The organism is Olleya sp. Ti.3.14 (assembly GCF_038154885.1).
Classification (GTDB): domain Bacteria; phylum Bacteroidota; class Bacteroidia; order Flavobacteriales; family Flavobacteriaceae; genus Olleya.
In genome coordinates this window covers 54,338-67,785 of the sequence record NZ_JBAKAO010000004.1, presented here as the reverse complement: position 1 = coordinate 67,785, position 13,448 = coordinate 54,338, and the positions used below count along the sequence as shown (strand labels likewise).

Below are 13,448 nucleotides of genomic sequence, written 5' to 3'. Positions count from 1 at the left end.
TTGTTTGTTTAGTAACCATTATCGTCCAGTCGTCTGCGGTTTTTATGGATAACTAGGTCTAAAACATCTTTCATTAATTTATCTTCTTCCTCGTTTTGATCGATATAATTACCACTGTAACCAGAGTCGTAATAGACTTCGGTCTGGAGTCTGTCTTTTGTTTTAGATTTTAAAAATCCTGCATAATATAAACGTTTGGTTTCATCCTTATCCTCTTTTTGTACTAACAGATAAAAATACATGTCTCCTTCTTGATCGTCGTCTGTTTTAAAGGTTTTTTTGCCTAAAAAATGAATAGAATCTCTTTCTTTTTCGATGGTCGTGTTTCCAAACAAACTAGATTTAGCATACATTTCTTGACTAATTTTTTCTGTTAGATACGGTTTGTATAGCTTTTTGCGATACATTTTGTCTACTAGGTTGGCCTGGTTTTTATAGTCGTCTATTGTTTTTTCTTTTAATTTTTCTGGTATTGCTTCTCCAGCTTCTTCTAGTAATACATAATATGTTGTAAGCGCAGTGACATTGTCGCTATCTAATAGTTTGTTAAAAAAGTTTTTAGCTTCGGCTTCTTTTCTAAACGGAAAAATTAATTTTACAAAAGCATATAATGAGCTACTATAAGATCTGTAATTATAACTTGCTTTAGATTTTAGGCTTCGTTTAACTTCTATTTTACCATCTTTTATTAATTGCTTTCTGTATTTTTTATATGCTTTTGTTTTAATAACACTACTGTCTTTTAGTTTTGCTAACAGCTCGTAAATAGGCTCTTTATATTCCTCAATTGATGTATACTCCAATAGGTCAGGAAAAAGTGTTTTTTTTAGCGCTAACGAGTCGTTATAATTATAAAACATTGAGCTAATAGATCCACTTAAGGGTAGGTCTTTGTTAAGTAGGTCTAAAAAAGTAGCATAAGATTTTTTTGTTGATTTATTTAAAAGTGACCTTAAAATAGTGTTTTGAATATCAGGTTTAGAGTAAGACTCTTCGTATAAATTATTTAAAAAAGCATCTGTTCTAGGGTCTTCAAGTTTTGCTAATTCTGAAATTAAAAAAGTTTTAAAATCTTCTTTATTATCCGGAAAATCAAAGTTTTTAATCAAATCTATCATAGTGCTTGCGTTAGATTTATTAAACTTTACTTTATTTTTTGCTTTAAATACTATGCTGTCATTATCACGTAGTGCTTTAAAAAAACGTTCAGTTTTGTCACTAAAAACAGATTCTCCTAACAACGTGTCTAAGGGTTGAAATGTATTATAAAAATTAGCGATAAAAGGTGTTGGTTTAGAAAGCGTATCTGTTAGGCTTTTAATTTCAAAAAGAGCACCTTTATTAAGTATGTTTTTTACTAAGATTGCTTTTGCACTTAACGAGTCTTTTAAGGTGTACTCATAAACATACTGATTATCTTTTTTGTACTTTTTCTTGTCAGAAATGTTATATTTTTTGAATCCGTCAATTTTTTCAACAGCTTTTAATTCTGCATCAATTTCATTCCATAGGCTATCTACATTTTTGTACATCTGCAAATCATGAAATTTTAGTTTGCTTACGTATACTTGCTCATTTGATTTTGAATAGTAAGTGGTGCGCTTAGTTTTTTCTTCGTAATCTTTAGGTGTACTATAGCTGTAATAGTCGTATGGAGGTGTTGATTTTGTGTTAGTGACTACAGAAAAATGTAACGATGTGTCAATTATTTTTGTAAACCCTTCCTGATTAATAGATGTAAATTTAAAGGATTTAAAAAAGTTATCTGCTAAGTCTTTATCAGTACCAATGTAGCCTAATAAAAAGTAGCTTCCGTCTTTTACTATGCTTTTTAAGTGGATGTTTTCTAAAGACGTTGAGTCCTTTTTTGCTACACCTTCATAACTGTAATATTTGTTGTTTTTGTACTCTCCAGTAGAATCTTCAATTTCAAAATCTTTGAAAAAGTTGGTAACAATATATTTAGCTTCAAATTTATCTTCTTCAATATAGTAAACATCGTTAAAAGCGACTTCTTTTACAAAATAATAATCGTCTTTTATTTTACCTTGGATTAATTTTTGTCCTGCATTTTGCACGTTATCTGTGGTATGGTATTCTGGAAAATTAACCTTGTATTTGTTGTAAGCAGAGGTAAAGGTTGTTAATGTATTTGTTGGTGTTTTAAATTTTATAGATTTAAATATTGGTGCTTCATTTTTTAAAACATACTCTTTTTGACCAGCAAATTTTATCACGACTACTTCTAAAGGTGTTTTGTATATATGATATTTTTGATAGTCACCTTTTTTAGTTTTGTTTAAAATACTAATACCTGGATACGGATTGGATAGTATTTCTTTTTTGATAATATCTCCAGGAATATCCTCAAATAAAAAATTATCTAATCTATCTAAAGAAATTTCTTTGTCGTTTGGTAAATAATCAAAAGTATTAAACCTACTAATAGTTAAATACGCACCATTGGTCATGTCTGGTGATATGTAATATTTTTGACCACCATAATAAAACTCATAAAGTTCTGTAAAAGCCTTTAGGGTTAAAAAACCGTCAGGTGTACTTTGTTTTGTAATGCTAGTTGGTGCAATAAATGTTTCAATTTGTTCTTTTTTAGTTTGTGCGACGTTCGTTTGTTTAGATAGCAAAGGTTTTACTGTGTAACCTTTGTTTTTAAGCATTTTAAGCATCCCTTTATTTCCTGGTAAATGTGCAGCACCAACACCTGCAAATACGGATTGTGATTGCATTAATGAGTCTAAAACATGTACCATGTTGGCATTGCGTATGTACAACATGTTTTCTCTAAAATACTCAGTGTTAGAAGCAACTCCAATAGAGTCTAATAAGGCTAAATTGCGATCTCTATAGGTGTTTTCTTGAACTAAGTAAGGGTTTTCTTTTTCGTATAATTTAGTTAACCATGGGTCAATTTTGTTTTTTCTAGCATTGCGTTGCGCTTTAGAGACTAAATAACGAGACTCTTCAATATCTTCTAAGCTATAAATGGCTTTATTTTTCTTTTTACCAGCTTGATAAATAAACATATCCAAGTAGGTTTCTTCTTCAAAATTATCGGCATAACCATCTTTACGATACAGATAACCATTAATCATTCTGTTATCAGATCTTATACTGCCTCTAATAGCAACTTCCTCTGGATGTTCTATTCCAAAAAGTGTTGAGTAAAAATTTTTGTCATAACTCTGAGAGTAATTTTGAGGAGTTAAAGTCGTTGTCTGGTAATTAAAAGCTAACCAAGTGGAAGGGTCAGACTCTAAAGCAATGCTCTCACTATTTTCTAAAGCCTTAAAAAAAACATCATCTAGTCTAAAAGCAACTTTTGCACTAACGTGCATTGTGCCATAAATATATGACGATTTAGTTAAATTGTTTCCAGAGATTTCCCAAAGCAAACTTTGTTGGTTATTTTGATTTTGTGAAAGTGAGGTAAATGAAATTGCACAGAAAAGTGCAAATATGTAATTTTTCATATATTATTAATATCTACTCGTAAATATATCAAACTTAATTTTAACTGAAAGATTTTGATTATATTATAATAAGCTATAAGTATAATCAACGTCTTAAGTTTATTATATATTTTAAATTAGAGTTGTATTTTTGCATCTGAAAAAGATAACAGATGAAAAAAGGAATACTACTTGTAAATTTAGGGTCACCAGAAAGTCCGACTCCAAAAGATGTTAAAACTTATTTGGGAGAATTTTTAATGGACGAGCGTGTTATAGATGTTCCGCTTTGGGCTAGGACGCTTTTAGTTAAAGGAATAATTTTAAACACTAGACCTAAACAAAGTGCAAAAGCTTACCAGAAAATTTGGTGGGATAATGGGTCACCATTAATTGTGCTTTCAGAGCAGTTACAAGAAAAGGTTCAGGAAAAAGTAGACTTTCCGGTAGCTCTAGCTATGCGTTACGGAAGTATGACTATTAAAAAAGGGCTTCAAGAATTGGTTGATAAAGGTGTGGAAGACGTCTTTTTAATTCCGTTATACCCTCAATTTGCTATGGCAACTACCGAAACCATTTTGGTGTTAGCAGAGGAGGTTAGACAAGCCAATTTTCCTAATTTAAAAATTGATAGTTTACCGGCTTTTTATAATAAGACAGATTATATTAAAGTGTTAGCCGAGTCTATTAAAGGACATTTACAAGGTAAAAATTACGAGCATTTATTATTCTCGTATCATGGTGTTCCAGAGCGTCATATTAGAAAAAGCGATATTACTAATGGACATTGTAAAATTGATGGTAGTTGTTGCGAAACCGCAAGTAAAGCACATGAGTTTTGTTATAGACATCAATGTAAAGAGGTTACTAGATTAGTTGGACAATATTTAGGTTTGGAAGACAATACGTATTCTACCTCGTTTCAATCTAGATTAGGTTTTGATCCATGGTTACAACCTTATACAGATCGTACTATAGAACGTTTAGGTAAACAAGGCATAAAAAACATGGCGATTGTTACACCTGCTTTTGTTAGCGATTGTTTAGAGACTTTAGAAGAAATAGCAATGGAAGGAGAAGAAATTTTTCATGAAGTTGGAGGAGAAGGCTTTACAACAATACCTTGTTTAAATACAGATCAAAATTGGGTAAACTTATTAGCAGATTGGATTAACGATTGGTCTAAAACTGCTGTTAAGGGATAATGCAGACAAACAAATCTTCAAACTTAGGGACAGAAGCCATAAGCAAACTCTTGATAAAACAAGCAGTGCCTGCATCTATTGGTATTTTGGTAATGTCACTAAATATTTTAGTGGATACTATTTTTGTTGGTCAATGGATTGGGTCTACAGCAATTGCAGCTATAAATGTTGTGCTACCAGTCTCTTTTTTTATTGCTGCCTTAGGTATGAGTATTGGTATTGGAGGCTCTTCAATTATTTCTCGAGCTTTAGGTGCAGACAATAAAGAAAAAGCTTTAAAAACCTTTGGTAATCAAGTCTCTTTAACATTATTATTTACTGTAAGTTTTTCTGCTTTTGGGCTTTATTTTGTAGACCAATTAATTCCTGCTTTTGGAGGTAAAGGTGCTATTTTTGATCCAGCAAAAGTGTATTATGAGATTATCCTGTATGGAGTTCCTGTGTTGGGATTTGTAATGATGGGTAATAGTGTTATACGTGCAGAAGGCAAACCTAAATTTGCAATGTATGCTATGCTAATTCCTTCTGTTGGAAATTTAGTATTGGATTATATTTTTATTGGAGTATTAGATATGGGAATGTCTGGTGCTGCTTGGGCTACAACAGGTTCATATATCGTGTCATTTTTGTTTATTTTCTGGTATTTTTTATCAGATAATTCTGAATTAAAAATAAACGTTTCTCATTTTAAATTACATAAAAAAATAGTCACCGAAATCGGTTCGTTAGGTTTTGTAACCCTATCAAGACAAGCTGTAGTTAGTGTTACTTTTTTACTAGTTAATAATGCGTTGTTTGATTTTGGTGGCGAAACATCTGTAACAGCATATGCAATTGTAGGAAGGATGAGTATGTTTGCGTTATTTCCTGTGTTTGGAATTACGCAAGGGTTTATTCCTATTGCAGGATATAACTTCGGTTCAGAGCAGTACGATCGTGTTAAACAGGTAATTTATGTTGCTATTAAATACGCGACTATTTTAGCAACTATAGTTTTTGCTATTTTAATGTTGTTTCCAGAAGCTATTACTAAATTATTTACAACAGATATACAGGTTTTAAAAGTTACACCAAACAATATGCGTTGGGCTTTTGCTGCCATTCCTATATTAGCAATTCAGTTAATTGGAGCTGCTTATTTTCAGGCAGTAGGGAAGGCTTTACCTGCGTTATTCTTAACATTAACAAGACAGGCTATTTTCTTTATTCCTTTAATGTATATATTACCAATGTATTTTGGCGAATTTGGTATTTGGGTGTCCTTTCCAATTTCGGACATTTTATCTACAATCGTAACCGCTTTCTTTTTACGTAGGGAAGTAAAGCTTAAACTAAATTAGTAATTGCCTATATTTAACTAGTTATTTTAAAAAAAACTATGGAGTACTATAATTACATTAAATCGTTACATCTCATATTTGTAGTCACGTGGTTTGCTGGTTTATTTTATATACCAAGATTATTTGTTTATCAAATAGAAGCCTTTTATAAACCCTCTCCAGATAAAGAAATTTTAGGAGAGCAGTTAAAACTTATGGCTAAACGCTTATGGTTTATTATTACTTGGCCTAGTGCTATATTAGCTACAATTTTTGCAGTTTGGTTATTAATTTTACAACCGTTTTGGTTGCAGCAACCTTGGATGCATGTTAAGTTAACCTTTGTGGTATTGTTATTTTTATATCAATTTCAAACACATGTTTATTTTAAACAATTACAAAATGATGTGGTTAAAAAATCTTCAAATTTTATGCGTATGTATAATGAAGGTGCCACATTTATTCTTTTTGCAGTTGTCTTTTTAGTAATACTTAAAAGTGCCATAAATTGGATGTTTGGCGTTATAGGTATTTTTGTTTTAGGGGTTTTGCTTATGTTAGGCTTTAAGGTTTATAAGCGCATCAGGGAGAAAAATCCAAAAGCTTAATCTAAGCGTTGTTAAATCTTATGTTTTTGGTGTGATTATTGTTATATTTAAACAATGAAAATTACTAGACTTTCTTTACGACTTCGCATCTTTTTTGCGATGATTTTTTTGGTTCTTTTGGCATCCATTTTAATTGCGCTAGTTGCTGCTTACCAGTATAGCGAAGAAACTCAAGATTACCATAAGTTACGTTTAGAAAGAAAAGAAATTAGTATTAAACGTCACATTAACTTTATTATTAAAGAAACCTCTTTTGAGGTGGTTCCAGAAAAGTTACCCTTAATTTTTAAAGATGAAATCTATAAAATAGCTAACGTACATGGACTTCAGGTTAACTTGTACGATTTAGAAGGGTCCTTACTAATTTCTTCCAAAGCAGCATTGCCTTATGATATTGCAGAAAAATGCGTAAAAGCGGAAGCGCTTAATACATTATCTAATACTACTACTCATAGATTTGTCGAGTTAAGAGAAGAAAAAGGAGAAAGTTTTAGATCGTCTTATACCTACATTGTCGATGAGAAATTTAAACCATTAGCTATATTAAATTTACCTTATTTAGAAAATGATGACTTTTTATCTAAAGAGTTAAATGAATTTTTTGAGCGTTTGGGATATGCCTACCTTTTAATGTTAATTATAGCGATTGTTTTAGCTTATTTTTTGTCAAAATATATAACTAAAACATTAAAAACTATTAGTGATAAAATGAATCAAACACGTTTAGAAAAACGTAATGAAAAGATAGAAATTGAAAGCACAACAGAAGAAATCTCTACTTTAGTAAAGGCATATAATAGCATGATTGATCAGTTAGAAGAAAGTGCTGTTAAGCTTGCTAAAAGCGAGCGGGAACAAGCTTGGAGAGAAATGGCTAAACAGGTAGCTCATGAGATTAAAAATCCATTAACACCAATGCGTTTAACGGTTCAAAGTTTTCAGCGTAAGTTTAATCCAGAAGATCCAGATATAGTACAAAAATTGGATGAGTATAGTAAAACACTAATACAGCAAATTGATACTATGAGTGCAATTGCAGGTGCTTTTTCTAATTTTGCTAAAATGCCAGCACAACAAAACGAACTACTTGATGTGGTTAAAATTGTAGACTTAGCGTTGGATATTTTTAATGAAGATTATATCCAGTTTGCACCAGAAAAAGACGAAATTATTGCCAAATTTGATCGTACTCAATTAATTAGAGTGATTACTAATTTGGTTAAAAATGCCATACAAGCCATTCCAGATGATAGGATACCTCAAATTATTGTAAAAGTAATTGAGGATAATAATCGCGTTGTTTTAACTATTTCGGATAACGGAATAGGTATTTCTGATCAAAATAAAGACAAAGTGTTTGAGCCAAAATTTACAACAAAGTCTAGCGGAATGGGTCTTGGTTTGGCAATGGTAAAAAATATAGTAGAAACCTATCAAGGAACAATTACCTTTACATCTGTTAAAGATGTTGGAACAACCTTTACGGTTTCATTTCCAAAAGAATATTAAAACATTTACATATGAATTTCGAAAACATACTTACTAAAACAGCAAACGGAATAACAACTATTTCAATTAATAGACCTTCAAAATTAAATGCGTTAAATAAGGCTACTATTACTGAGCTTCATCATGCATTTGATAATGCAAATAAAGACGCAGACACTAAGGTGATTATTATAACCGGAAGTGGAGAAAAAGCATTTGTAGCAGGAGCAGATATTAGCGAGTTTGCAAATTTTACAGTAGAAAATGGTGGTAAATTAGCAGCGCTTGGTCAGGAAATGTTATTTGACTTTGTTCAAAATTTACAAACTCCTGTAATTGCAGCTGTCAATGGTTTTGCGCTTGGTGGAGGATTAGAGTTGGCGATGGCTGCACATTTTAGAATTGCCAGTGATAACGCAAAAATGGGATTGCCAGAAGTAAGCTTAGGTGTAATACCTGGTTATGGTGGTACGCAACGTTTACCACAATTAGTTGGTAAAGGTCGTGCAATGGAAATGGTTATGACTGCAGGAATGATTGATGCTGATACAGCATTAAATTATGGGTTAGTTAATCACGTTGTAGCTTTAGAAGAATTAATACCTCTTGCCGAAAAAATAGCAAGTAAAATTATGCGTAATTCTAGCGTAGCAATTGGTAAAGCTATTCAAGCAATAAATGCTAACTACACAGATGGTGTTAATGGATTTGATATAGAAATTAAGGAATTTGGTGCTTGTTTTGGTACAGCAGACTTTAAAGAAGGTACAACTGCCTTTTTAGAAAAACGTAAAGCAGATTTTCCTGGAAACTAAAAAATAGCTTTCTAAATATTAAACAAAAAAAAAGACGCATTATTGCGTCTTTTTTGTTTTTTGGATACTAATACTAAAAGTTGACAATTGATGTAAATGTGCGTCCTTCGTAAGTAATAACGACTTTATAATCTTCTTTTTTATCTTCTAATAATTTGAATTTTTTACCAAAATTGATAGCATCTTTAACGGTTTCGGTATGTATTTTTTCAAAATAGCTTCCGTTAGTGTTGTAAAAAATTTCAATTTTATAATCTGTAGGGTTTTGGTTGTATGATGTTACATACACCATATTGTTTTTAGCGCTAACCACAGGTTTATTAATTACCGTTAATTTAGCTTTATTAAAAGTAACTACAGATAAATCTACTTTAAATGGGTAAGTTCTAATTTGATGTTTTTTATCTAATTCAAAAATATAACTTCCATCAGGTAAAGATGTCAAATCAAATGACTTATTATATTGACCGCTTTTTTCGATAGCCTCTTTATATAAAATAATTCCAAAAGCATCTTTAACTAATAATTGATCACCTTGGCTAACGTTTTCAAACATTAATAACGTTTTTCCGTCCTCTTTGTTTGTAAAAGTTACGGCTTCTGTTGCGTTGCTGCTTAGCGTAGCAAATACGATTGCTAAAGCTAAAATGTGTTTCATAATTTTTTTCATAATCTAAATCTTTTTAAGGATTACAGGTGCAAAGTTAATATAGAAGAGTAGTTTTAATAACAAGTCATTTGGCAACTTTATATGCTATTTTAACTTAATTACGTATTACGAAAACGTTATAGGTTAAAATAACACATATTAAAGCTAAATTAGCATACAACCATACTATAAGTTGTTGTAATTTTGTCAAAAGTTTAATGCAGTGAATACTAAACCTACATTTAAAAAAATTACACCTAGTTTTGGAAGCTCTATAATTGCGGTTCAAAAAACTAAAAAACGTAAACGAAGTGATGCATTTTGGCATTTTCATCCAGAGGTAGAGATGGTGTATGTTAATAAAGGAAAAGGAAGACGACATATAGGTAATCACTTGTCTTATTTTAATAATAGTCAGTTAATATTAATTGGTTCCAATTTGCCACATAATGGATTTACAGACCGTTTAACTTCTAAAGGAAAAGAAACCTTAGTGCAATTTCATCCTCAATTTTTAGGTGATGCGCTTAATGCGTTACCAGAAATGAAAAATATTTTGCAATTGTTGGAGCGCGCAAAAAAGGGAATTCTGTTTAAGCCAGAAATAAAAAAAATAGTAGGTCCTAAAATAGAAAAGCTTCCTAAGTATGAAGGTATAAAGCGAATTACTAAACTTTTAGAAATTCTAGAATTGTTGGCAATAACCAATGATTATACATTACTTAATGAAAACGGTTACGTTTTTGAAACCCAACCGCAAGACACTAATAAGATTGATAAAATTTATAAATACGTTAATAAAAATTTTCAAAATCATATTACATTAGATCAAATAGCGCAGGAGGTAAGTCTTACTGTGCCAGCTTTTTGTCGTTATTTTAAAAAGATTACAGGAAAAACATTTACGCAGTTTGTAAACGAATATCGTGTCTTTTATGCTACAAAATTACTAACAGAAAGCCAAAGTAGTATTACAGATATATGCTTTGAATGTGGTTTTAATAACTTTTCTCATTTTAACAAAGTCTTTAACGAAGTGGTTGGTAAAAGCGCATCAAAATATAGAAGCGAAATAAAATCCATGGTGCAGTCTTAAATTTGTAAATTTTGTTATTTTCGTGACTTATTTAATAATTTAATCAATCAATAATTTATTTATGAAACTAAAATTACAAATTACATTACTTACTGTTTTAGCTGTTTTTATGAGCTGTAGCGAAGATTCTGCTACAGAAGAATTTAACCAAGCAAATCAAAATGCATCAGTTAAATTAATCACTAATTTGTCTGTTGTGTCTGCTCAAGATGCTTCAGAAAACCAATCTGTTACCATTAATTATAACGGAAATAATCAGGTCGCTAACATCACAGATGGTGTAGAAACTAGCATATTAGTTTATGACAATGACAACTTAACAAATGTAACAGGAGAAGGTGAAACATTAAATGTAGAAGAATTGTATGAATCGCCTTATGATGCTTTTGAAACAGGAGAAGTTTTGCAATATGATAGTAACATGAATCCTGTTAGTATTAGATTTTTAGAAGAAGAGTTTGACTTTGTTGCCAATACAATGAGTGTAGTGGAATATTTTGCAGAAATTGAATACGACGCAACACCAAATCCATTTTTTTACACGCTAGAAGCAGCCGGAATTATTGATGTGTTGGATAATGTAGATTTAAACTTTAGTATGGATGTTCAAGCACCAGAAATTGTACAAGCTAGATTATTATTACCTACAAATAACATTAAAAAAATTACGTATAAAGATGAAGATTTAACACCAATCTATCAGATTGTTGCTAATTATGTTTATGATGCTCAAAATTACCCTTCAACAGGAACTGTAACGTCTACAGATTTAGAGGATGATAGCGTAAGTGTATATACAACTACTTTTACTTATATGGAGTAAGCACATTTAATCAGTAAAAAAGGTTATTTTAATGTTAGTATTGACTAACTTAAAATAACCTTTTTTTATTTCTCACCTTCCCATTCTGCATCAAATTGTTTTAAAAAGTCTACATAAAGCTTATTCATTTTTATTATCTGAACTGGTATTTAATTTAATCCGTTCAACCAATTTTGACGCTATTAAAAAAGTTTCAATTTTATTATATAAATCTTCATATTTATGAATTGTATCTTTTAATTCAATATCAAATTTATAATTCATGTATGGTTCTATTGGATTAAATTTATAATTACCATCACTCTTGTTTTTGCTCCATTCTAAAGATTTTAATAAAAACAAGACTTCACTACTTTCAGAGACTATTGAATTTTTATTTGTCTTAGGGAAAATATTTACTTTGGAAGTTGATTTACTAACTCTATTCCAAGTAACTTTTAATTCATTATTTTCAAAATGGTTTATTTCAGTATTTGGAAAAAATAATATATAGCTCATAAAGACTACTGGGCAGAGATTCCAAATAGCATGAAAAATCATAGATTTAATAATACTAAAGTTAATACAGATCCAAACTAAAAATAAGCCCATAGCAAATCTTATAAATAGAGGCGCAAATATATATTCGATATTATTTATATAATCATTGTTTAAATGCGCAAATGAAAACAGCAAAGCATTTAATAAAATTAAGATATTAAGACTAACATTGTTTTTTTTAGAATTGTAATAGAATAAAGAAAGTATATAGGGTACAAAAACTATTTTTAATGCAATAGTATTGCTGAAAACTACTAATAGTATTATTGCAATTAATGAAAACCATTTTAATATTTTGTTTTTAGTAAATACACCACGGAATGTAATTTCTTCTAATATTGGAGCTATTATTAATGCTGCAATTATAAGAAAGTTATATGGTATTGAAAAAAAAGAACTGTTTGGTTGGATGCTACTTGAAATAGGTAGTGACTGCGAGAGGTATAAAGCCAATAGACCTAGGGTTAAAAAAAATAACCCTAAGCTCATTAGCCAGTTTTTTTTAAACAATTTAAATTTCATTATTTAGTTTGGTATACAATCTAAGCTACAGCTTTCTCCACCAAAAAAACTAGATGAAGCCTGCATATTTGTTGGAGTACCACCAGATTGAAAACAAGCTTTGATTTGTTCTAAACAAATTTTTGTCATATCAATACCGCTGCCTGTAGAAGTTACAGCATCTATGATAGAGTCAAGAACTAAACCAGCAATTATTTCAATACAAGTCCAACAATACTTATCTAAAGCTGGATTTTTATCATCTGTATTTGTACTTGTTAAAATAGTTTCTGATTCAAAAGTTAAGTTATTTAATTCAACACCATTGCTTGCTAAAACACTAAAATTTAATTTATTACCATCAATTACTTCAAAGTTAAAGTATGTCAAAGTTTCAGTATTATCTAAACTATTATGTAAAGTAATTGTATAATCTTCATTTTTTTTATCGTTTATTACTTCTGTTTTTAAATCACTAATAATGTCATAATCAAAATTACCATTATTAAATTTTCTAATTTTATTATCTTTGAATATTATATAATTATTGTTTTGAAATGATAATACTCCTTTTCTATCAATTTTTAAACTTTCTTCAAGTGACAAGTCTGTACGAGTGTCATCTGTTTCTGTTTTTTCTGTAGTGCATCCAACTGTCAATAACGACAGACAAAATACAAGTATAATACCTTTGATATATTTATTTTTTTTCATTTTGTTAAATTTAATAATTAAAGTTTTTCATTTTGTTTGATTTTATCGCGCGATATTAGATTTAAAAATAAAGTAGATTTTTTAATCTTTATTTTAATAACTTAAACAATAGTAAAAAAAAAAACGACTTAATCAATTTTTTTTCATTTTGTGCTTTTTATCTGAAAATGGTTTTGTTATTACTATTAAAATGGTGAATAGTTGAAAATTTCAGAATCAC

The 13,448-nt window shown here is 30.0% G+C and carries 11 protein-coding genes; 7 read left to right on the top strand and 4 right to left on the bottom strand.

Features of this window, described 5'->3' with window-relative positions; genetic code table 11:
* Positions 1-8: 8 nt before the first annotated feature.
* The gene (locus V6251_RS07640) at positions 9-3,491 is read right to left on the bottom strand and encodes a TraB/GumN family protein (protein ID WP_341587688.1); all 3,483 of its coding nucleotides are present in this window, start codon (positions 3,489-3,491) and stop codon (positions 9-11) included.
* 152 nt (positions 3,492-3,643) lie between these two features.
* Between V6251_RS07640 and hemH the strand changes: the two genes are divergently transcribed.
* Genes hemH through V6251_RS07615 form a run of 5 tightly spaced genes read left to right on the top strand, consistent with a single transcriptional unit; the run spans position 3,644 to position 8,905 of the window.
* Positions 3,644-4,675, top strand: a complete 1,032-nt coding sequence (gene hemH, locus V6251_RS07635; RefSeq protein ID WP_341587687.1) for a ferrochelatase — start codon at positions 3,644-3,646, stop codon at positions 4,673-4,675.
* Positions 4,675-6,015, top strand: coding sequence for an MATE family efflux transporter (locus V6251_RS07630; protein ID WP_341587685.1), 1,341 nt, complete (start codon positions 4,675-4,677; stop codon positions 6,013-6,015). Before hemH ends, V6251_RS07630 begins: the two co-directional genes overlap by 1 nt.
* Before the next feature lie 38 nt (positions 6,016-6,053).
* Positions 6,054-6,602 carry a CopD family protein gene (locus tag V6251_RS07625; protein WP_099568519.1) on the top strand — a complete coding sequence of 183 codons (549 nt, stop codon included), beginning with the start codon at positions 6,054-6,056 and terminating at the stop codon, positions 6,600-6,602.
* 54 nt (positions 6,603-6,656) lie between these two features.
* A complete protein-coding gene (locus V6251_RS07620) occupies positions 6,657-8,111 on the top strand; it encodes a sensor histidine kinase (RefSeq protein WP_341587684.1) in 1,455 nt (484 codons plus the stop codon).
* An 11-nt stretch (positions 8,112-8,122) separates the two neighbouring features.
* The gene (locus V6251_RS07615; protein ID WP_292948798.1) at positions 8,123-8,905 is read left to right on the top strand and encodes an enoyl-CoA hydratase/isomerase family protein; all 783 of its coding nucleotides are present in this window, start codon (positions 8,123-8,125) and stop codon (positions 8,903-8,905) included.
* 73 nt (positions 8,906-8,978) lie between these two features.
* Here V6251_RS07615 and V6251_RS07610 read toward each other — a convergent pair whose 3' ends face one another.
* Positions 8,979-9,563 carry a hypothetical protein gene (locus V6251_RS07610; protein WP_341587683.1) on the bottom strand — a complete coding sequence of 195 codons (585 nt, stop codon included), beginning with the start codon at positions 9,561-9,563 and terminating at the stop codon, positions 8,979-8,981.
* Positions 9,564-9,777: 214 nt separating this feature from the next.
* On the opposite strand from V6251_RS07610, the gene V6251_RS07605 reads away from it, so the two are divergent.
* Positions 9,778-10,650 carry an AraC family transcriptional regulator gene (locus V6251_RS07605; RefSeq protein ID WP_339807596.1) on the top strand — a complete coding sequence of 291 codons (873 nt, stop codon included), beginning with the start codon at positions 9,778-9,780 and terminating at the stop codon, positions 10,648-10,650.
* Between the two features lie 61 nt (positions 10,651-10,711).
* Complete coding sequence (locus V6251_RS07600) at positions 10,712-11,473, top strand: hypothetical protein (protein ID WP_145004648.1); 762 nt, start codon at positions 10,712-10,714, stop codon at positions 11,471-11,473.
* 120 nt (positions 11,474-11,593) lie between these two features.
* Here the strand turns inward: V6251_RS07600 and V6251_RS07595 are convergent, their stop codons facing one another.
* Positions 11,594-12,466, bottom strand: a complete 873-nt coding sequence (locus tag V6251_RS07595) for a CPBP family glutamic-type intramembrane protease (protein ID WP_341587681.1) — start codon at positions 12,464-12,466, stop codon at positions 11,594-11,596.
* A 72-nt stretch (positions 12,467-12,538) separates the two neighbouring features.
* A complete protein-coding gene (locus V6251_RS07590) occupies positions 12,539-13,228 on the bottom strand; it encodes a hypothetical protein (protein ID WP_341587680.1) in 690 nt (229 codons plus the stop codon).
* Positions 13,229-13,448: the final 220 nt, after the last annotated feature.

Bases quoted from the DNA above. Each gene is read 5' to 3' on its own strand.
- V6251_RS07625 (WP_099568519.1), top strand. From the start codon at position 6,054: ATGGAGTACTATAATTACATTAAATCGTTACATCTCATATTTGTAGTC.
- V6251_RS07610 (WP_341587683.1), bottom strand. From the start codon at position 9,563: ATGAAACACATTTTAGCTTTAGCAATCGTATTTGCTACGCTAAGCAGC.
- hemH (WP_341587687.1), top strand. From the start codon at position 3,644: ATGAAAAAAGGAATACTACTTGTAAATTTAGGGTCACCAGAAAGTCCG.
- V6251_RS07590 (WP_341587680.1), bottom strand. From the start codon at position 13,228: ATGAAAAAAAATAAATATATCAAAGGTATTATACTTGTATTTTGTCTG.
- V6251_RS07630 (WP_341587685.1), top strand. From the start codon at position 4,675: ATGCAGACAAACAAATCTTCAAACTTAGGGACAGAAGCCATAAGCAAA.
- V6251_RS07600 (WP_145004648.1), top strand. From the start codon at position 10,712: ATGAAACTAAAATTACAAATTACATTACTTACTGTTTTAGCTGTTTTT.
- V6251_RS07615 (WP_292948798.1), top strand. From the start codon at position 8,123: ATGAATTTCGAAAACATACTTACTAAAACAGCAAACGGAATAACAACT.
- V6251_RS07640 (WP_341587688.1), bottom strand. From the start codon at position 3,491: ATGAAAAATTACATATTTGCACTTTTCTGTGCAATTTCATTTACCTCA.
- V6251_RS07620 (WP_341587684.1), top strand. From the start codon at position 6,657: ATGAAAATTACTAGACTTTCTTTACGACTTCGCATCTTTTTTGCGATG.